Annotated in this window: 4 protein-coding genes; all 4 read left to right on the plus strand. The window is 59.8% G+C overall.

All coding sequences use genetic code 11. The features are described from left to right. The first annotated feature begins 482 nt into the window (after positions 1 to 482). Positions 483 to 7,454, plus strand: coding sequence for a T9SS type A sorting domain-containing protein (locus LF252_RS21810; protein WP_226271713.1), 6,972 nt, complete (start codon positions 483 to 485; stop codon positions 7,452 to 7,454). A 582-nt stretch (positions 7,455 to 8,036) separates the two neighbouring features. After that, positions 8,037 to 16,583: a T9SS type A sorting domain-containing protein gene (locus LF252_RS21815; protein ID WP_226271714.1), complete on the plus strand. Its 8,547-nt coding sequence runs from the start codon at positions 8,037 to 8,039 to the stop codon at positions 16,581 to 16,583. 249 nt (positions 16,584 to 16,832) lie between these two features. Further along, the gene (locus LF252_RS21820) at positions 16,833 to 22,757 is read left to right on the plus strand and encodes a right-handed parallel beta-helix repeat-containing protein (protein ID WP_226271715.1); all 5,925 of its coding nucleotides are present in this window, start codon (positions 16,833 to 16,835) and stop codon (positions 22,755 to 22,757) included. Positions 22,758 to 22,900: 143 nt separating this feature from the next. Then, positions 22,901 to 23,848, plus strand: a complete 948-nt coding sequence (locus LF252_RS21825; protein WP_226271716.1) for an NAD(P)/FAD-dependent oxidoreductase — start codon at positions 22,901 to 22,903, stop codon at positions 23,846 to 23,848. The last annotated feature ends 41 nt before the right edge of the window (positions 23,849 to 23,889 follow it).

The raw sequence follows: 23,889 nt of genomic DNA on the forward strand, positions 1-23,889 counted from the left end.
TGAAGCATATGCTAATAAGCCTGATATAGCTCAGCTTGCTTCCATACAGAGCATATTACGACACAATTTTTTTGTGTTTCATTTTTGGAAGCGGTAGTCATGGTGAATCAGCAAACAAGAAGCCATCAAGCTCAATAGCAGCCAGGCAATTGTGTTACTATGAGCTGATTTTCAAGTGAATAAAATAGCATATTTCGATTACTCACGCTGCGCTGTATTCTCTTCTCAATTTGATTCAAATTGGGGCGAATTCCCAATTTTAGAATGTATGTGGTTCATTATTAGATGATTGAACCAATTACCCTGGTCCCTGCGTAGGTTCACACAGCATTAATTGGCTTTTGTCGGAAACGAAGAGCTGCGCAGGTAGAATCGGGCGGTAACTGATCAGATAAATGCTCCCGAGTACCAGTATGCGTGCTCCGTCCTGCAAGGGCCGGTTGAGGCTGTTTCAGCAGCGTTTGTACCATATCTATTTACTCATGAGGAAAGCTTTACGTCTTTGGGGGGCGCTCCTGCTTAGCGCCGGCCTGATAACACCCGACGTGCAGGCTCAGCGCACAGTACCGGCCACCACCTTACCGGCTGTAATGCCCAGCATCAGTGACTTGCAGCCTCCATCGTTCCGGCAGCAGCGCCTGGAAATTGTAAACACCAAACCGGTTACTACCTCCGTTGTGGGTGGCCCGGTAGCCGGCAAGCCCACGGCAGCGCCTACGGTAGCCAGCCAAACAGTAACCATTGGGGGCACAACCAGCACGTATTACATTGCCAACCTGAACGTTACCAACAACGGTGGCTTCCCCATTACGGCGTACCGCTTTTTTACGGTACCGGACCCGGCGGTAATTGAGTTGTACGCCTATAACTCTGGCTCTGGTGCGCTGCGGCAGATTACCACGGCACCCGATGAGGTGCTGCTTTCCCAATACGACCAGATTATTTTTCGGCCTACCAACAACGCTACGGCCACTACGTCATTTCAGTGGCGAGCCCGCAACAGCAATAACGAACTGTCGACGGCTTCGGCCACGTATACTATCAACGTTCAGCAGACCCCGGTAGCGGCTTCGCTTGTGTCGCAGATTCTGCCGGCCGGGGCTCCGGCTACGCCGCTCAGCATTCCGCTTTCGGTGGAGCAGGGCAGCATTGCCGCCACTGATTTTGTCATCCTGTCGTTGCCGACTGCGGCGCAGGGCGTACTAGCCCTGAATGGTACAGCCGTAACTGTTAACCAAGTAATACCTGCTGCTCAGGCCAACCAACTCACGTTTGACCCGACTTCGGGCTTTTTCGGCACGGCGGTGTTCAACTACCGGGGGCGCAACGCCAATGGCACCAACGGCAGTCAGGCCAGCTATGGTATTCCGGTAGCCAAGGCCATTTGCGGGCAGGCCAGTACCCTCAACTTTGCTAACCTCACGGAAGGGCAGGATTTCCAAACTACCCAGTCGGTGCTGGTAGAGGGCGTGACCATTACGGCCAGCAACTACACGGCACCCAGCGGCCAGACTACCCTGCGGGTGGAGAATAACCCGTCGTTGCCCGGCAAAACGCTGGCGTGGACGGCAGATTATACTTCGTCGAGCAATGCAGCCTCGTTCGTGGATTTCTCTTTCAGCCGGCCGCTGGACAACTTCTCCATTGCCCTGGCAGATATTGACCAGGTAGACAATGTGTGGCGCGACCAACTGCAGCTGACCGGTACCACGGCCAGCGGGCAGACAGTTTCCCTATCGGCCTCGGATGTGGCGCTGGCGCCCAACAACTCCAATAACTTCTCCTCGCCCAACACCATAACCGGCCAGGGTAACTCCAACAACTTCGGCCCTAACAGCAACGTGGTGGTCACGTTTCCGCAGCCCATTGTGCGCCTGCGCCTCACCTACCGCAACGCCGAGCCCATTGCCGACCCCGGTGGGCAGCTTATCGGCATCAACTCTATATCGTGGTGCTCGGTAGTGGATGTGTACACGCGCTTTACGGCCGGACCGGTAGCAGCCAACGTGGGCAACTCGGTCAGCTACACGGTGGAGTACGGCAACAACGGCCCCGACGCCGCCCAGCAAGTAACCCGCACGGTTACGCTGCCTGCCGGCGCTACCAACGTGGTTATTCCTACCGGGGCTACTTACGATGCCGCTACCCGCACTATTGACTTCGGCACGGCGGCTTCGGTAGCCAGCGGCAGCCCCACTTCTTTCACGTTCAGCTTCACCGTGCCTTCGGCAACGGGTACCTACACCCTCACGGCCAACACCAGTACCCCTGGCAACGAAAACGGAGCTACGGCCAACAATACCGCCACTCGCAATCTGACGGTAAGCGACTGTAACCAGGTAAGCACACTGGATTATGCCGCTGCCGCAACGGGCAGCCGCAAAACCGGTACCGAAACGCTCGGTGGCACCACGTACACGTATAGCTACGCCCAGAACACGACTGCCGATGTGTTCAGCGTCGGAACGGATGGAAATTTGTCAGGCCAGAGCCTGGTATGGCAGCTGACGACCAATACGGCAACCCGGACGGCTACGGCCACGCTGTTGTTCAGCCGGCCGGTTGACAACCTCACGCTGGCATTGCAGGATATCGACACCGGCACGCAGCTTACAGAAGCGGTGCAGTTCAATGGTTTTACCACCACTACCGGCGGAACAGCGGCCGTTTTATCGGCGGCTAACTTCACCCTGGGCTCTTCAGTTTCGTTTACTTCTGCCAATACGGTGCAGGGCACGGCAGCAGTAGCGGCGGGTTCGCCCAACGGTAATGCTACGGTACGCTTTACTACTCCGGTCCGGCGGCTGGAAATTGTGTTTTCCAATGCCAACACTTTGTTCACCGCGGCCCGCACGGCTACTATCGGTATCAATAGTCTGAGCTTCTGCGCCCAGGCCGATCTGGCCACTGCCGTAACACCCCAGACTACGCCCATCAACGCCGGTACCCAGGGGCAGTTTAACGTGACCTTCACCAACAATGGCCCCGATGCTTCCAACAATGTGGTGCGCCAGGTGCAGCTACCAGCTGGTCTATTGGGTGTAAATGTGACCAACGGGGGCTCGTACAACTCCACTACGGGCCTGGTAACGTACCCAACGTTGGGCTCACTGGCTAGCGGTGCTTCTCAGAACTCCGTCATCACCTTCACGGCTCCCAACGCGGGTGGCTCGGTAACGGCTTCGGCCATCATCAGTGGCGACGCCAGCGAAGGAGGCAACACGGCCAACAACTCAGCCAGCGGCACGGTGGTGGTAAACCCGGTAGCCGACGTGACGACGGTAGTAAGCGGCCCTACCAGCCTGTTGGCCGGGCAGCCCACGGGCACGTACACGGCTTCTTTCAGCAACACGGGCCTGAGCAGCGCCAGCGCGGTGGGGCAAACGGTGACGCTGCCGGCGGGAGCTACCAATGTGGTTATTCCGAATGGGGCTACCTACAACTCCACTACCCGGGTAATTGACTTCGGCACGGCGGCCACGCTGGCAGCCGGGGCTACCAACACGTTCCAGTTCAGCTTCACGGCACCCACCACCACTGGCACCGCCAACCTAGTAAGCAACACCAGCACTACTACCGGCCAGGGTACCAACACCGGCCCCGACCAGTTTACGCTGGCGTTGGATGTACAAGCGGTGGCCGATGTGGCCGTGAGCATTACCACCACGGCCAGCCCCATCAATGCCAACACCCAGGGCCAGTTTAACGTGACGTTCAGCAACAACGGACCCAACACGGCTACCAACGTAACCCGCCAAGTGCAACTGCCGGCCGGGTTGACGGGGGTATCGTTGCCGGATGGTGGCTCTTATGACGCGACTACGGGCCTGGTGACGTTCCCCACGCTTTCGACGCTGGCCAGCGGGGCCGCCAACAGCTTCCGGATTCTGTTCACGGCTCCCGCTACCGGCAGCGGCGTAACGGCCACGGCCAGCATTGCCACTCCGGACGTAGAGTTGGGCCAGACTGCTAACAACACGGCTTCGGCTACTATCGGTATTACGCCGGTGTTTGACTTATTGACGCGCATTACGGGTCCCACTTCGACGGTGGCCGGTACGCTCACTACATTCAGTGTTATTACTCAAAACAACGGACCTTCGGTGGCCTCGGACGCGGTACAAACCGTGCAACTGCCGGCTAACCTGACGGGCGTGTACGTGAGCAACAACGGCACTTACAACAGCAGCACCGGGGTAGTGACGTTCCCGGCTATTGCGACGCTGACCAGCGGAGCCAGCCAGAACAACACTATCAGCTTCCTGGCTCCCACTGCGGGCTTCACGGCTACGGCCAGTGTAACGCCTACTTCCGGCGACGCCAATACGGCCAATAACTCAGCTACGGCCGCGGCTACCACCGTAACGGCGGCTCCGGCGGGCAGCGCCAACCTGTTCACCACCATCTCGCCGTCGGTTACGTCGGTAGCGCCGAACGGGTCGGTAACCTACACCATTACGCAGGGCAACGACGGCCCGAATGCGGCGGCCAACGTGGTTACCTCGGTATCCTTGCCCGCCGGCCTGACGGGCGTAACGGTATCGGGCGGCGGCACCTACAACAGCACTACCGGCGTAGTGACGTTCCCGACTATTGCCTCGCAGCCATCGGGCAGCAGCATCGCCTACACGGTAACGGTAAATGCTCCGGCCAGCGGCACGCTCACGGCGGCGGCCTCGGTAGCCTCGGGTACTACCGACCCCATGCCGGCCAACAACCTCTCGACCACCCAAGTGCGCGTGAACCCAGTGGCTGATGTGGCTACCACGCTGAGTGGGCCCACCTCGGCCACGGCCGGGCAGGCGGTTACATACACCGTAACTACACTCAATGCTGGCAGTGCCCTGGCAGCCGGAGTAGTACAAACCGTGCAAATTCCGGCCGGCCTGACGGGTGTGACGGTTTCGGGTGGCGGCACTTATAACAGCACCACCGGCGTGGTAACCTTCCCCGCCATTGCTTCGCAGCAGCCGGGCGCTTCTGTCACCAATACCATCACCTACAACACGCCCGCCAACGGGCCACTCAGCAACGTGGCGGCCGTAACCACCACCACGCAGGACGCTACCATCATCAACAACCGCTCGGCGGTGAGCACCGCCGTAACATCGGTGGCCGACCTGGCCGTGAGCCTGACGGGCCCGGCAACGGTAGTAGCTGGTAACCCGGTGGTATACTCGGTTACCACGACCAACAACGGCACTTCGGCGGCGGTGAACTCCGTGACGACGGTGCAGTTGCCCACGGGCCTGACGGGCGTGACGGTATCGGGCGGTGGCACGTACAACAGCACTACCGGTCTGGTGACGTTCCCTGCCATTGCCTCGCAGCCGGCTGGCTCCGTTACTAACACCATCAGCTTTGTGGCGCCAGCTACCGGCCAGCTGATTGCAACGGCCAACACGGCGGCCGACAACGAGGAAGTGGTAACCAACAACTCCGCCACGGCTACCACTACGGTTGCCTCGCCCACTGCCCAAACGGTGGATGTGGTGACTACCATTTCGGCTAATACCACCACCCGCACCCCTGGCCAGCCGGTTACCTTCACCGTAACGGCTACCAACAGCGCGGGCAGCGCCACCGCCGCCACCAACGTGCAGCCGGTAGTGTACTTACCAGCCGGCCTCACGGGAGTGGTATTGCCCAACGGCGCTACTTACAACAGCACTACCGGCGTGGTAACGCTGCCGGTTAGCACTTCGCTGGCCGCGGGCGGCGCGGCATCGTACATTATTACCGTGAATGCCCCCGCCAGCGGATCATTCACGGCCCTGGCCTTCACCAGCGCCAACCAGAGCGAAACCAACACGGCCAACAATTCGGCCTCGGTAGACGTGACGGTGACGCCGCAAGCCGATGTGGTAACTACCGTAGCCGGTCCGGCTAGCATCAGCCACGGCGCGTCGGCCACCTACACGGTGGTAACGCAGAACAACGGTCCGTCAGCCGCAGCCGGCGTCCAGCAAACAGTGCAGCTGCCCACGGGCCTGACGGGCGTAACGGTATCGGGTGGGGGCTCTTACAACAGCGGTACTGGCCTGGTCACTTTCCCGACGATCAGTGCGCTGCAGCCGGGTTCGGCCAACCAGATTACCAATACCATCAGCTTTACCGCCCCCACGACGGCCTTCACGGCCACGGCACAGGTATCGACAACCACCGCCGAAACCAATACCGGCAACAACAGCTCCGTGCAGAACACGGCCATGGCTAACCAGCCACCCACCGCCATTGCGGTGGTTAGCGCCCAGGTTGCCCCCATTGGCAACACGGCCGGTCCCATTGCCCTGTCGGCCCTGCGCGGCCGTGATGCTGATGGTACCATTGCCTCCTTCACCATCACCAGCCTGCCACCAGCCGGCCAGGGTGTGCTGTACTATCAGGGCAACCCAATAACCGTGGGGCAGAACATTCCGGCCGCCGATGCAGCCCTGCTCACCTTCGACCCAGCAGCCGGATTTGTGGGCAACGTGTTCTTCACCTACACGACCACCGATGATGGCAATGCCACCTCTACGGCCGCGCTGTATACCATTCCGGTGAGCCAGGATGTAAATTCGGTGTATACCAACTCGCCCGTGAAAGGCGGCACGGTAGCTACCTCATACCAGAACAACGACCCCATTGCCACGGTGTTCGATGTGAACGGGGGCAAATATAGCTCGGCGGGGGCCGTTACGGCCAATGGCCTCACGGCGGCCTCCACCAACACGGCGGGCACCACTCAGCTTACCTCGCTGGGCCTGCAGCTCAACCCCACTACGGGTCTGATTTCGGTGCAGGACCGCTCGAAGCTGAAGGCTGGCACGTATACCATTCAGGTAACTACCGTGGATGTGTACGGCGGCACAAATACCCAACCGGTAATCTTCACCATTGGGGTGGCGCCGCTGCCCGTTACGCTGGTTAGCTTCACGGCCAAAGCCGTTGGCCTCGATGCTCAGCTTAACTGGAGCACCGCGCAGGAGCTCAACAACAGTCACTTCGTGGTAGAGCGGAGCCTGAACGGCCAGCAGTTCGAGGCCATCGGCGAGAAGAAAGGCCAAGGCACCAGCTCCACGGCCACGCCCTACAGCTTCACCGACCAGGGAATTGGCCGCAAAGTGACAGGCACCGTGTACTACCGTCTACGCCAAGTGGATGTGGAAGGCACCAGCAGCCTCAGCGCCGTGCAAACGGTGAGCTTCACGGCTATGCCGAAGGCAGAGGTTGCGGTGTATCCCAACCCCGCCACCGACCAAACCGAAACCTTCCTGGATTTGTCGGGAGTGCCAGCGGGCAGCTACACCATCACCATTCTGGATATGGCCGGCCGCCAGGTACGCACACTGCGCAGCACTGGTGCCACGCAACAAGCCCTAAATACCGTAGGCCTGCCCAAAGGCAGCTACATCGTCAAGCTGGAAGGCAACGGGCAAGTGATTAACCGTCCGTTCACCAAAGCCGACTAACTCCCTGGCCACCTCTGTTAGGCCGCTTGAGCCCGGTTACCAGCGCGTGGTAGCCGGGCTTTTTGCGTCAGAATACACCTAGCGTCTACCTCACCCAGTCAGCACCGTGGAAAATATTACAGTTTGGTAATCCTTGGAGAAATCTGGCGACGAATTGCATTACGTGAGGAAATCAACTCGCCGCGGGGTAGCTGGGCAGACTACAGTTAGGCTACTGCAAACGGGTGCTCACTATTTAAAGCAGACGGTTCACCGCCGAAAAAGCACTGTTTGGCGAGAACGGATCATGTGGTTTTGAGCCCACTATACTTTTGTGCCAGCAGTAACTCGCTCTTCTTCACCCCACTGCGCTTTCTGTATTCACCTTACATATTCCCGATGAAAACACGCTTACGATTAGCGGCTTTACTGCTAGCCTGGGTTGGACTAGGCGGTTCCGCTGGCTGGGCTCAGCTTGTGCGTCCTGGAAGCTCTGAGTGGTGGGCAAAGGTTGAAATTGCGCCGCTCTCCTTCCCGTCTGGCACTTCCACAGCCAGTCGCCCCTTAACCATTCCGGTAGCGCGTACCGAAACTAGCCAGATTATGCTCAATAGCTTTGGGCGAACTGCGCTGGGCCGGTCGTTTTCGGCTACCGATGCTGATGGTAACACCATTGCCAGCTATATCATCAATACTTTACCGCCCGCAGCTTCCGGCATACTGGAGCTGAGCGGCACTGCTGTTACCGCTAACCAGGTAATTCCGGCGGCCAACATCGGCAACCTCACGTTTGACCCGGCCGCCGGCTATTTCGGGCTGGCTAACTTCACGTATTCGGCCCGGGACAACGCGAATGAAACGTCCGCGACGGTTAACTACGCCATTCCGGTCAGTAACCAGTCGTGCACCCAAAATTCGCCGCTGAATTTCTTCAGCCGGACGCTGAACGAGGACTGGACCACCAGCCGCTCGGTGACAGTTCAAGGCACTACGGTTACATCCAGCGGCTACAGTGCTCCCGCCGGTACTACCTCTTTTTCCATACGTGATGCACAGTCAGCAATTGGCCTGACTTGGGTAGCGGATTACACTTCTACCAATGCTGCTACCTCCAGCGTGACATTCAACTTTGACCGCTCTGTATCAGGCTTTTCGTTTGTAGTGCATGACATCGATAAGCAGGTAGCAAACAATGACGCAGCTGCCACTTGGACGGACGAGCTTACCGTGGCCGGTATACGCCCTGACGGTTCTACTATATTCCTGGCTTCAACTGACGTAAAAGCAGCGTCTAACAATACCAACGTATACAGCGGGAACAACATCATTACCGGTACCGCCAGCAATAATTCCTCGGCCGGCGACGTGCTGGTGACATTTCCGGAAGCCATTAGCAGACTGGTTCTGACCTATAAAAACATCCAGAACACCTTTGCCGACCCAGGTAGCCAGTTCGTTACCTTTTCTTCTTTCTCCTGGTGCTCCCGGGCAGATGTAGCCACCAACATTACGGGTCCGGCTACGGCCACGGCTGGCAGCACCGTTAGCTACACGGTTACCACCACCAACAACGGTGCCGACGTACCGGCTACTATTACGCCCACCGTACAGTTGCCGGTTGGCCTGTCGGGGGTAACGGGCGGCTCGTACAACTCCTCCACAGGCGTACTCACGCTGGCCGCCGTCACCAACTTGGCGGCGAACAGCTCCTCTACCAGCACCATCTCCTTCACCATGCCGAACAGCGGGGTGACGGCTACTTCTGGTTTCACCACTACCATTGAGGATGTGGTAACCAGCAACAACACGGCCTCCGTGAATACGGCAGTGCCTACTGGTGCCGCTGGCACCGCCGGTCCGTGCGCCACTGCCGGCCGCGACGGCTCGGCTACTATTACCACCAACCCGGTTGCGTACTACCCAGCTCCTGCCCAAACGGTAAATACCGGCGCTACTGCTATTACCGTAGGGGTGGCTACCGGCGCGGCCACTAATATTGCTACTGGCGACCTGTTGCTCGTTATCCAGATGCAGGGTGCCGATATCAACTCGACTAACACCCCTGCATATGGTTCTGGCACGTCGGGCTCACCGTCGAACGGCAACATTGTTACGTCCAACTTCACGGCGGGTCAGTATGAGTACGTAGTAGCGGGCAATAACATCACGGCTACTGCGGGTGGTACGTTGCAGGTTTCGGCGCTGAAGAACTCGTACCAAACGGCAGCGTCTACTACTACCCAGGGCCGTCGGTCCTTCCAGGTAATTCGGGTGCCGCAGTATCTGAACCTCACGCTCGGCGGCAATATTGCACCCAAAGCCTGGGACGGCACTACCGGCGGTATTATGGCATTGGACGTAGCGGGCCAATTAAACCTGGCAGGCTTTACGATTGATGCTTCGGGTGCCGGCTTCCGCGGTGGTGCCGGCCGGCAATTGGGCGGTGATAAAACCAACCCGACTACCCTTACTAACACTGACTACCGGGCGGCAGCAACGCTAAACGCGAATGGTGTGAAGGGTGAAGGTACAGCCGGTACTCCGCGCTACGTCAACAACGCTGGCAACTTGCTCGATACGAATGATGCCTACCCTAACGGCAGTGCTGGGCGGGGTGCCCCCGGCAACGCCGGCGGTGGTGGTACGGATGGTGACCCGGTAAACAACAACCAAAACTCTGGTGGTGGTGGTGGTGCCAACGGCGGTGCCGGTGGCCGGGGTGGCAACGCCTGGGCCTCTAACGCCGCTATTGGTGGTGAGCCAGGGGCAGCTTTCCCCGCAGCTTCCAGCAGCCGGGTAGTACTGGGTGGCGGCGGCGGTGCCGGTTCCACGAACGATGGTACGGGCACCCCAGCCAACGGCTTTGCCAGCAGCGGCGCGGCCGGGGGTGGTATTGTGCTGGTACGCACGGGCTCAGTTGCCGGCTCGGGTAACATTCTAGCCGATGGGGCCAACGCCAACAACACCGTTGACCGGGACGGCAGCGGCGGCGGTGGTGCCGGTGGCTCTATCGTAGTGACTGCTAACGTGACCAGTGGCTTGAGCGGCCTTACGCTAAGCGCTAAAGGTGGTAATGGTGGCACTAATACTGGTGCTGGTGACCCACACGGCCCGGGCGGCGGCGGCGGCGGCGGGGTAATTTTTACCAACGCAGCAGCCGGTACTGCTACTACAACAGCAGGTCTCAACGGTACGACGGTTGGCGCCAATGCTTTCGGCGCTGAGCCAGGCAAAACAGGTATTGGCAACCAAGCTATCAGCAACAGTATTGCCAACAGTACTGCTGGCATCAACTGTATTGCTGATGTGGCTACGGTTATCACCGGACCGGCCACAGCCAATGCCGGCTCCACGGTTTCCCTGAACGTAACCTTCGCTAACAACGGGGGCCAGGCAGCGGCCGGCGCTACGCGCACCGTAACCCTGCCTGCAGGCCTGACCAACGTAGTAGCTTCGGGTGGCTCCGTTAGTGGTACTGCCGCCACTGGCTACACCATCACGTACACCGGCACACCATTGGCGGCGGGCTCCAGCAGCAGCTTCACCATCACGTACACGGCTCCCGGCACGGGTCCGGTAGTGGCGCAGTCGAACACTTCCACTACTACTTCGGAAGGTGCTTCCCCTGGCCTCACGGGTAACAACACCTCGTCGGTATCCACGGCCATTAGCACCATTGCGGATGTGGTAACCACCCTGAGCACTACGCAGACGAACGTAGCACCGGGAGCTTCCATCACCTACACCGCGCAGGTAACCAACAACGGGCCTTCGCCAGCGCTTTCGGTAGTGCCTACCGTGCAGCTGCCGGCCGGCCTAAATCTGGTGGCCGCCAACCTGCCCGATGGGGGCAGCTACGACAACAATACGGGGGTGGTAACCTTCCCCACCACGTCGTCGCTGGCCAGCGGGGCCTCTACACCCTACCGTATTGTGTTCACGGCGCCCAACTACAACACTACCATTACGGGTAAAGCCAGCAGCACCTCCACTACCACGGACCCCGCCACTGCCAACAACGACGGCAGCCAAGCCAATGCCAACGTGGCTACTACGGTAACGCTGCCCGCCAACGGCTGCGCCGGTTCCCAGTATGGTCCCACCCGCAGCAGCGGCCTGTACGGCGAGTACTTTAATGGCTATTTCAACGACGACCTGACTTTCCTGAATGGCAAAACGGCCGGTCTGGCCCGGTACGATGCTACGCTGAACTACCCTTCAACGGCAAGTTGGGGTAACCTCACCCCCACGGCTGCCGGTACGCCCAGCAACCCCGATACCTACACGGCACGCTACCGCGGCAGCCTCAACCTTGCCACGGCCGGTTCCTATACGTTTTACTTGACTTCTGACGACGCTGCCTACCTGTGGCTGGATGGTGCTGCACTGGCTCCCACCATTGCCAATGCTTCTATTAACAACAGCGGGCAGCACGTGGCACAGGAAAAAACGGTTACCCTGACGCTCTCAGCTGGCGTGCACAACCTGCTGGTGATATACGGCGAGAACTTTGGTGAAAACGTGCTGCGACTGGAATATGCTAGCAATAATGCCAACGTAGCCCGTCAAGTTATTCCCAGCTCGGTGCTGTGTGCCAGCGCCTCGCAGCCGCCGGTAGCCAGCAACGTTACCAACTCGCCGACGATGCCGGACAGTAACGGGCCTACGGCCATTGCGGCCCTGAGCGCCTCCGACCCCGACGGGCAGATAGACAGCTACACGATTCTGACGCTACCGACTGCCTCCTCAGGTATTCTGTACTTGGCCAACGGCTCTACGCTCACGGCTGTTACGGCTGGCCAGGTAATTACGGCCGCCAACGCCGGCAGCCTGCGCTTCGACCCGGCTGTGGGCGCTACTTCGGCCAGCTTCACGTACTCGGCCACTGATAACAGCGGCACGGTATCCAACACGGCTACCTATACCATTCCGGTAGGCGTGTCGCCAGTTGCTGTGAACGACCAGAATTTCACGGCTCCGAATACGGCCGTATCGTTCAACGTGACCACCAACGATACGGGCGCGAAAGACGTTGCCACGGTTGACCTCGACCCGAATACGCCCGGCATTCAGACGACCAGAACGGTAGCCGGCCAGGGCACTTTCACGGTGGATAACGCTGGCCTGGTAACCTTCACGCCCGTGAACGGCTTCACTGGCACTGCCGTTATTCCCTACACCATCAACGGCACCTCGGGCGCGGTATCCAACCAGGCTGACATTGCCGTGACGGTTCGCTCCCTGGCCGACGTATCGACGACCATCAGCGCCAACGCCAGCACGGTTACGGCCGGGCAGCAGGTTACGCTGACGGTGGTAACGGCCAACTCCGGCGCGGCCGGCTTTACTACGGCTACCGGCGTAAACCAAACGGTGCAGTTGCCGGCTGGCCTGGGCACGGTTACTGTTTCTGGCGGAGGTTCTTACAACAACTCCACCGGCGTGGTAACGCTGCTCAGCAACGGTACCCTGACGGCTGGTGCTTCCAACTCATACACTATTGCATTTGCAGCACCGGCCAGCGGCCCGGTAGTGGGTACCGCTCAGGTTACGACTACCAGCAACGAAACTGTGTTGACCAACAACCTGAACTCGGTTTCGGTGAACGTGACGCCTACCTACGACCTGACCACCCGCATCAGCGGCCCGGCCACGGTAGTAGCGGGTCAGCCGGTAACCTTTAGTGTCTCGTCGTTGAACCTCGGCACTGGCCTGGCCAGCACCGTGGCGCAGACCGTTACGCTGCCGAAAAACCTGACCAACGTGTACGTATCGAACAACGGTACCTACGACGCTGCCAACGGTATTGTGACGTTCCCGACGCTGGCGACGCTGCCCAGCGGCCAGAACGTAAACCACGTGATTAGCTTCGTGGCTCCGGCCGCCAGTGCTACGCCTATTTCGCTGGTTGCCAGCATCTCGGGCGCGGGCAATGAATCGCCCACGAACAACAACCAAGCTACGGCTTCGCTGACGGTTAGCGCCGCCACCACGACCAACCAGGCCAACCTGTTCTCGACCATTACGGCTTCTACCTCAGCTCCTGCCCCTGGCGACGTGTATACCTACACGGTGAACTTCGGCAACAACGGTCCGGCCACGGCTACCAACACCAGCCTGCGCATTCTGCTGGCACCTGGCCTAACGGTTACGGGTCTGCCCACGGGCTACTCGTATAACTCCACTACGGGTGAGATTACGCCCTCGGCCGTAACGGCTACAATGGTAAGCGGCTTCTCCAGCAGCTTCACCTTCAACGTAACGGCTCCGGTGGCTGGTACCGTACTGGCTACTTCTTCTATTGCCGGCACCACTATTGATCCGGTACCAGGCAATAACCAGACGGAAGTTTCGGTAACCGTAACGCCTCGCACCGACCTGGTAACTACCATTGCGGGCCCCAGCAGTGCCACGGCCAACCAACTGGTAACTTACAATGTGACGGCTACCAACAACGGCCCAGCTGCTGCTGCCGGCACCACGCAGGTAGTGCGTATCCCCGCTTACCTGGGCGCCAGCAACGTGACCATCTCCGGTGGCGGCACTTACAACAATGCCACGGGTGAAGTAACCTTCAGCCTGGGTACCGTGGAGGCTGGTCAACAACTGCAGAACACGGTGAGCTTCTACATGCCCACTGAAACGCAGATTACGGCTACCTCCTCGGTTGCTACCGGTACCCCGGAAAGCACTCTAACTAACAACACAGCTTCGGTAACCACTACCGGCCAACGTTCTTCGGATGTGCAGGTATACCTGGCAGCACCGGCCAGCCCCATCGTGACAGGCATGCCGGTTGTCTACTCCGTAACCACGGTAAACAACGGCGAGTCGCCCGCAGCTTCGGTAACCACTACCGTACAGCTTCCGACTGGCCTGACGGGCGTGACAGTATCGGGCGGTGGTTCGTACGACGCGGCCACCGGGGTAGTAACATTCCCCACGCGCACCGATGTAGCTGCTGGCAACGATGGCACCAGTACCAACACCATCAGCTTTGTGGCGCCGGATGCCAAGCGCCTAGCGGTAGTGGCAACGGCCAACGTATCCAACGCCACCAACGACCTGGACCTGAGCAACAACGTGGCCCTGTCGAGCATTACTGTAAACCAGCCCACTACCTCTATCAGTGACCTGGCAGTGACCATCAGCGCCAACGCCACCACGTACGCGGCGGGCTCGCCCATTACGTACACCGTAACGGTAACCAACAACGGCACGGCTACGGCCACCGATATGCGCACCCGCATTGCGCTGCCCGGTAACCTCACGGGCTTCACCAGCACCACGGGCTCTTCTTACAACAGCAATACGGGCATTGTACTGGGAGCAGCTGCTTCGGCTAATATCTCCCTGGCCAGCGGTGCCTCTACCACGTACACGTTCAACGTGAATGCTCCGGCAGCGGGTCCGGTACTGGCTGTAGCCAGCGTATCCTCGGATGTATCGGATAACGTGCCGGCCAACAACATCAGCCAGACCAGTGTGAACGTAACCGCCCTGGCCGATGTGCAGACGATTATCAACGGGGTAAACACTACCACGGCCGGCAATACGGTATCGTACACGGTAATTACCCGCAACAACGGCACCTCGCCGGCCAGCAACGTGCAGCAAACCGTGCAGCTGCCCGCGAATCTGACGGGCGTGACCGTATCGGGTGGCGGCTCTTACGACAGTGGCACTGGGCAGGTAACCTTCCCGGCTATTACGACCCTCAACTCAGGTACAGGCCAGGCAGTGACCAATACCATCAGCTTCCCCTTCCCCACGGCCTCGTATACGCTGACGGCCAACGTGAGCACCAGCACCACTGAAACGGTTACTGGTAACAACCGGGATACGTACACGACCAACATTGCCAACCAAGCCCCGGTAGCCCGCAACGTGGTGAACAGCATCACCGCCCCCGATGCCACCAACGCCGCCGTAGCCCAGCCCATTTCTGCGCTGGCCGCCACGGATGCCGATGGTACTATCAAGTCGTTTACCATTAGCAACTTACCCAACACGAATACACAGGGTACGCTGTACGTGAACGGAGTAGCCGCCACCGAAAACCAGGTTGTGCTGCTGGCTGATGCGGGCAAGCTGTCGTTCATGCCCGTGAATGGCTTTGTTGGCAATGCTTTCTTCTCTTACACGGCCCTCGACAACAACAACCTGGCCTCGAACAACACGGCAGTGTATACGCTGCCGGTAGCTTCGGACAACAACTCGACCTACGCCACCACGCCCGCTAAAGGTGGAGCTACCCGGTACCAGAACAACGACGTACTGGCCTACGTGGTGGACCCCAATGGGGCCGTGTACAGCAACACGGGCGCTGTGTACGATGCCACCACCGGTGCTTTGGTAACCAATGCCTCCAACGGTCTGCCCACTTCCGGCACCAACGCTACTCTCTCTACGGCCGACCAGAACAAGCTGAGCGCCGTGGGCCTGGCCCTGAACCCGACTACCGGCCAGGTGTACGTACTGAACCGCTTGTTGCTGAAACAGGGTACTTACTCAGTGAGCATTACTACCACGGACATCTACGGTGGGGTTACCACCCAAACGGTGAACGTGCCGGTTGGTGCCAATCCGCTGCCGGTAACGCTGGTGAGCTTCACGGCGCAGGCCGCTGGGCAGGACGCCAAGCTGGCCTGGACCACGGCCCAGGAAGTCAACAACGACTACTTCGTGGTGGAGCGCAGCTTCGACGGCCAGCAGTTTTCGGCCATCGAGCAGGTGAAAGGCCAGGGCACCAAAGCCTCGGCCACGCCCTACACGGCCATTGATGCCCGAGTAGCGGCTAAAGCCCAGGGCCGGGTGGTGTACTACCGCCTGCGCCAGGTGGACACGGACGGCACGGAAGCCTTCAGCGCCGTGCAGACGGTGAGCTTTGCCACGTCGCTGCCCGCTGCCGTGCAGGTGTACCCCAACCCGACCTCCGGCCAGCAGGATGCCCGCCTCGACCTGAGCACGCTCAGCCCCGGCTCCTATCAGGTCACCATCACCGATATGGCCGGCCGCGTGGTGCGCTCGACCGCCCAGCAAGGCGGCAGCACTCAAGCCCTACAGGTAACGGAACTACCCGTCGGCAGCTACCTCATTCAGGTGCGCGGCTATGACCAGACTTTCACCAAGCGCTTAGTAAAAGAGTAACACAGACTTACACACAAGAGCAGAAAAAAATCCTTCTCATATCGGGAAGGATTTTTTCTTGCCTGTACAAACTGGTTCAACGAGGTGCATACCATCAGCTTATCCCAAATACAGGATTTAGCATAGTAAAATCTTGTTAAATGTCAATATTTGGTGTGCGCTAAATATGATGGAACCAAGTAATTTTACGTCGAGCTTTCTCAATATGGAAACGCCTGTTTTTTTGGCTTTTACTAAAATTTCATACGCATGCAAACACTCTTACGCGCCTTGGCACTCTCTGCGTGCTGGACTGCCGTTGGGCTGGCATTGCCTAGTACTGCGCAGGCACAACAGCTACCGCAGCTACGGGCTCCCAAATCCCGCACGGCTTCCGAAGCCCTAAAGCCCGCTGCTGAACAGCAGGCGGCGCTGAATGCCTCGCGGGTGACAGATCTTCTGAGCCAACCGATGGCGGAACTGCTGCGCCCCAGCAGCTTTCGGACATCGATGAAAGGCTCCGTGGCGGCCCGCCCGGCGGCTGCTCCGGTAGCTACGGATGTGACCGGCACAGTACCGGTCATTAACAACGGCAGCGCGGCCTACTTCAATGAAGGGCTGGCGGCAACGGACGCGGATAACAACCTGACGGGCTTCCGGTTTCTTTCTCTTCCCGCCAGCGGAACTCTGTACGTTGCTGACGCAGCGCTGGCAAACTATACGCAGGTAACTGTAGGGCTGAACGTTTCGGTGCAGCAGGCACAGTACCTAGCTTTCGTCAGCAACACCGGCGCGGCGGTTGGTACCCGCACTTTCACTTTCGATGCAGTTGATGCTCTGGGGGCGCGCTCCAACGTAGCGACGTACTCCTTCCAGGTATACAACAGCATTCCGCCTACTACCTACGACTTTACCACTGCCACGCTCATCAGCAATGGTTTGCGGCAGCCGCTGCGGGACCTGGCAGCCTGGGGTTTCTCAAACGGCGACGGTACCGTCAGCTCGTTCACGTTTACGCGACTGCCCGCCGCCAGCACCGGCACCCTGTACGTGGACAATGCGCCGGCGGTGGCTAACCAGAGCTACCCCGTGGCCAACTCGTCGCTGCTTTCGTTCCAGCCGGCAGCAGGCTACTCGGGCACTTCGGCCATTGCTACCTTCACGGCTACCAACAACCTAGGGGCGACTTCCGCCCCCGCCCGCCTGGGCATTCCGGTTAACAAGGCCACCTGCGGGCAGGCTTCCGTGTTCGACTTTACGACCCGGCCCAATAACGAGGACTGGAAAACCAACCGCTCCGTTACCGTTACGAACAGTGCCGTCACCATCAGCAACAACCTGAATGGGGTCAGTGGCTATTCATCAAACGCGGCCGCCGGCGAAACCACGCTGACGACGGACCGTCGGGCGGGCAGCCCCGGTTACGCCCTGGACTGGTTTACGGACTACACCAGCACGGCCAATACCACCAGCACGGCCAATTTCTATTTCAGTCGGCCGCTGAAGAACTTCAGCTTCACGATGGGTGACCTGGATAAAGGCACCGCGGCGGAAGGCAGCGCCTTTGTGGACGACGTGACGTTTAACGGCTACCGGGCCGATGGCACGGTGGTGCAGCTGGACCCCGGTGACGTGTCGCTGGCGCCCAACGGCAATAACTTCTTTAATGGCAACAACCGCATTACGGGCCGCACCAACCCTGCTACGGGCTCGGGCAGCACCGTGGGTCCCGATGGCAACGTGACCATCACGTTTACCGATGCCATTGTGCGCTTGGAGCTGATTTACAAAAACCTGCAGACGGAAATTGCAAACCCCGGCACCCAGGCCGTATACATTTCCGCCTTCACCTGGTGCGAAGAGGCCGATGTGACGACCACCATTACGGGTAACACCTATGCCAACGTGGGCGGTACCGTTACGTACACGGCTACCACCACCAACAACAGCGGCCTGGACGCCGCCAACAATGTGGTGCCCACCATCCAGCTGGCGGCCAACCTGAGTGGCGTGAACGTGACCAACGGCTCGTACAACTCGGGTACCGGTCTAGTAACGTTCAACGCTACTCCTCTGCTTGCCTCGGGCGCTTCGGTTACCAACACCGTGAGCTTCACCATGCCCAACAATACGGTAACCGGCACGGCCCGCAACACGGCCAACACCTCCGACCCGATTATCGGCAACAACAACGGCACGCAGCCGGCCGCCCAGATTACCACGGTAGTGAATGCTGCCCCTACGGCGCAGAATGTGACGAATACGACCGTAGCCCTCGGCTCCGGCAACCAGCCCATTCTGCCCCTGCGCGCCACTGACCCGCAGGGTAACTCGACGGTAGCCTCCTTCAAGATTCTGTCTCTACCCGGTAATGGCAACGGCACCTTGTTTTTCAATGGCACTGCAGTTACTGTTAACCAAGTTATTCCGGCTGACCAAGTAAGCCTGCTCAGCTACACGGCTCCTACTACTGGTACTACCACTCGTTCGTTCACCTATTCGGCTACGGATGATTTGGGCTCGGTATCCAACACCGCAACGTATAGCCTGCCCGTCACGGCTTCTAACATTACAGCCGCTGACTTGGCCGTTACGCAGCGTGTGACCCTGGGCCCCTACCGCGTAGGGCAAACGGTAACGTACACGGTAGTAGCCTCCTCCGCCGCAACTGCTACCGCAGTTACCGTAGATTTCCCGCTACCTACGGGCCTCACGTTTGTTAGCTCTACCCAAACCGGCGGCACCTACAACTCTGGCGTATGGAGCGTAGGTACTTTGCTGGGTGGTGGCAGCGCCACGATGACGCTGGTAGCCCGCGTGGCGCAAACCGGTGACCTCACCACTACTGCCACCATCAACAGCACCACCAGCCCGGACAACAATACGGACAACAACGTGGCTGTTCAGACGATTAACGCAGCCGATAACGCCACTTTCTCGGAGGATTTCGAAGGCCGGATTATCGACTACTGCGCGGCCGTTTCGGGCCTTACTATTTCTGATGGTACAAACATCAACGGCCGGGAATTCCTGACGTCAGCCTCGGTTGCCGCTGGTACATCCGTTTCGTACACCACTCCGCTGCTCCAGCTGACTGGCGGTACGGTTTCCTTCAACATGCAGTCTAGTGTGGTTGGAGGTACCGGCACTAACCGTCCTCAATACACGATCAACTTCCTGAACGAGAACGGTACGGTTGCCACCACCGTTGGTCCTACGTTTGTTACGCTCACGGCCAATACTACAACGCCCATTTCGGTACCATACACGGCTACCGGGGTGCGAAATGTACAGATTGTCTTGGTTCGGAACGGGGGTAATACCACCTTCCGCCTCGATGACGTGCAGGTAACCAATGCCACGGTTGCCACCCGAGCTAAGGACGGTAGCAACTGTGCTTCCAACGCAGCTCCCACGGTAGCCGATATTACAACTCCCCGCATGTCGGACCGAGCCGCTGCTACCGCCATTCCGGCCCTGTCGGGCACCGATTCGGATGGCAGCATCGTTTCGTACGTGGTTACCTCCCTGCCCGATGCTTCGCAGGGCGTTCTGCGCCTGAACAACGGCGCGCCTGTAACCAGCGGCCAGGAGCTGACGCCAACGCAGGCGGGTCAGTTGACGTTTGACCCAACGGCCGGCTATTCCGGCGACGCCAAGTTCACGTACCAGGCCTACGACAACTCGGGGGCCATTTCCTCCAACACGGGCACCGTCACTATTCCGGTAGTGATTACCAGCGATATTGTCGGCACTGTGTTCGATGACGTGAACTACGGCGGCGGTGCCGGCCGGCCTTACGCCACCGCCAATGCTGCCGCCGTGGCTTCCGGCTTTGCCCAGAATGCCATTGGCCGCACCAATGCCCGGGTAGAGCTGTACAACGAGAGTGGCACGCTGGTGGCCACCACCACCACTACCACGGGTGGGGCCTACACCTTTGCTGACCAGTTTCCGGGTAACTACACCATTCGGGTAGTAAACAGCACCGTAACGTCGGTACGCGCCACGGGTAGCACCCCGGCGGGCCTGCTGCCGGTACTCACCTACATTGCGGAAGATGTAAACCGGGTAGGCGGCGAGAACCCGCTGCTGGCCGACGCACCCGCCAACTCCGGCTCCCAAGCGCTGAGCGCACTCACCAGCAGTACGGCCACGCCCCAGTCCATCAGCCCTGCTCAGGTGCTGAACCGCCCGGTGGGTACTACCTCGTATGAGTTCGGCTTCAACTTCGACGTTATTGTTAATACCAATCCTTCGGGTATTGGCTCGCTGGCTCAGTTCATTACCAACTCCAATGGCCTGGCTAACACTAACCTCAGCCAGGAAGGCCTGACGGCTGGTCGGGAAACCTCCGTCTTCATGATTGGCGACGGGCGGACGACCAATGTGCCGAGCGGCATGCGCAGCGGCCTCAACGGTGGCGCCAGCAACGGCCAAGCTACCATCACGCTGACGGCCGCCTCCGGTGCGCTGCCCGCCGTAACGGATGCTGGTACTACCATCGACGGCAACCAGCAGACGCTGCGCACCGGTGATACCAACGCCGCTGTGGCCGAATCGACTACCGGTCCGGAAGTAACCATCAACTTCAACGGCCAAGCTGGCCGTAATGGCGGTGGTCTGTACGTAACGGGCAGCAACTTCACCCTCAACGGCCTGGGCCTGACGGGTGCCACCAACGGCACCGACCAGGGTCTGCGCCTCGACGGGGCTAGCGTAACGGGCGCGGTTATTCAGAACAGCACGTTCTACAGCAACGGAGCCAACATCGGCCTGAATGCCCTGAGCGGCGTAACTATCACGGGCAACGTGATTCGCAACTCCACCCGTGCCGATGCCGATGGCATTGAGTTTACCGGGGTTACGGGGTCTACCATCAGCAACAACCAGATTGTGAACAACGCTGCTATGGGTATTGACTTCATCAGCGGTACCAATAGCAACAATACCATCACGGGTAACCTTATCAAAGGCAACGGAACCCTGAATGGTGTACAGAAGGCCGGCTTGGCTATTCGTACCGCTGGTACGGGTAACGTGGTTAGCCTGAATACGTTCACAAACAACGCCGGCGACGGTATTGTGGCTATTGCCGGTTCCAACAACTCGTTCACGCAGAACTCGTTCAGCGGTAACGGCAACCTGGCCATTGACCTGGCCAACGGTGGCACTGCCGATGGTGACGGCGTGACCAAAAATGCCAGCGGCCGCACTACCGCCAGCGGGGCCAACGGTCTGCTTACGTTCCCGGTTATTACGCAAGCCCGCATCAATGGTGGCAACCTGTTGCTGGCGGGTTACGCTCCGGCCGGAGCACGGGTAGAAATCTACGTAGCAGCTACCGACCCCACGAACTTCGGCGAAGGCCAGACCTACCTGGCGTTCCGCACGGAAGGCACCTCGGATGACGCAGCCACCGGCCGCAAGTCGTACAGCGCCCTGATGAACGGCCTGGATCAGGGCAGCGAAACCAACGCCAACATGTTCCAGTTCTCCATCCCCACTTCTTCGCTGAACTCTGCGCAATTGGCTGCTTTGACCGCTAACGGAGCCCGCGTCACGGCCACGGCTACGGTTGCTAACATGGGTACTTCTGAATTCTCGGGCGTAGCTCCGGTAAGCAACGGTCCGCTGCCGGTAACGCTGGTGAGCTTCACGGCGCAGGCCGCTGGGCAGGACGCCAAGCTGGCCTGGACCACGGCCCAGGAAGTCAACAACGACTACTTCGTGGTGGAGCGCAGCTTCGACGGCCAGCAGTTTTCGGCCATCGAGCAGGTGAAAGGCCAGGGCACCAAAGCCTCGGCCACGCCCTACACGGCCATTGATGCCCGAGTAGCGGCTAAAGCCCAGGGCCGGGTGGTGTACTACCGCCTGCGCCAGGTGGACACGGACGGCACGGAAGCCTTCAGCGCCGTGCAGACGGTGAGCTTTGCCACGTCGCTGCCCGCTGCCGTGCAGGTGTACCCCAACCCGACCTCCGGCCAGCAGGATGCCCGCCTCGACCTGAGCACGCTCAGCCCCGGCTCCTATCAGGTCACCATCACCGATATGGCCGGCCGCGTGGTGCGCTCGACCGCCCAGCAAGGCGGTACGGATGAGTCGCTGCGTACGGCGGCCCTGCCCAAAGGCGTGTACCTTGTACAAGTCCAGGGCAACGGTCAATCTTTCGTGCAACGCTTGGTGCAGGAGTAATTTTCGAAAGCTCCTTATAGCCTACCTAACGGCCCCTTCTCCGCTGGAGAGGGGGCCGTTTCTGTTGTGGTCAGTCCACTCCGGCCAACCCCGCACCCACTTTCAGGGTATAGACCTCCCAACCTAGTATCAGCTCTACTCCCATGCGCCACCACGCCCCCCGCCAGCCACTGACCGATGTTGATGTTGCTATTGTGGGGGCGGGCTCCGCCGGCCTGAGTGCCGCGCTGGTGCTGGGCCGCTGCCTGCGCCGGGTGCTGGTGCTGGATGGCGGCGCGCCCCGTAATGCCCCTTCTCCCGCCGTACAGGGCTTCTTCACGCGGGACGGTACCAAGCCCGCCGACCTGCTACGCCTGGGCCAGGAACAGTTGCAACCCTATGAGACGGTGGAAATCCGACAAGCTCGGGTAACGGCCGTAACCTCTATCGGGAAGCACTTTGAGCTGACGCTGGAAGGCCCCACCGGCCGCACGAGTACCGTTACGGCCCGCAAGGTGCTGCTGGCTACCGGGGTGGAAGACGAGCTGCCACCAATTGACGGAATGCGCGACTTATGGGGCCGGGGCGTACTGCACTGCCCCTACTGCCACGGCTGGGAGGTGCGGAATCAGCCGCTGGCCGTGTACGGCCGGGCTAAGCTGGTAACCGGGCTGGCGTTGCTGGTGAGCCGCTGGAGCCCCGATGTGGTAGCCTGCGTGGAAGACCCGGCCTACCTCACGGCCAACGCCCGCCGCCGCCTGCGCCAGCAGAAAATTCAGGTGCGCGAGGAGCCCATTATCCGGTTGGAGGGTACCAAAGGCGGAGAGCTCCGGCACATCGTATTTGAGTCGGGGGAGAAGCTGGCCCGCACGGCCGTGTTTATCCACGCCCACCAGCACCAGCGCACCACCCTGGCCGAGCAGCTGGGCTGCCGCCGCAACAGCAAAGGCGCGGTGTGGGTGGATAAAAAGCAGCAGACCACCGTGCCCGGCCTCTACGCCGCCGGCGACACTACCCCCGGCACCCAGCAGGCCCTGTTAGCGGCCGCCGAAGGCAGCGCCGCCGCCATTAACATCAACGAAACCCTCACCCGCGAAGAATGTCCCAAATAAGCTCGACTGTATAACCGGCGGCGTTCGGTTTTCCGGTTACC

The sequence above is a fragment of the Hymenobacter pini genome (genome assembly GCF_020421205.1).
Lineage (GTDB): Bacteria > Bacteroidota > Bacteroidia > Cytophagales > Hymenobacteraceae > Hymenobacter > Hymenobacter pini.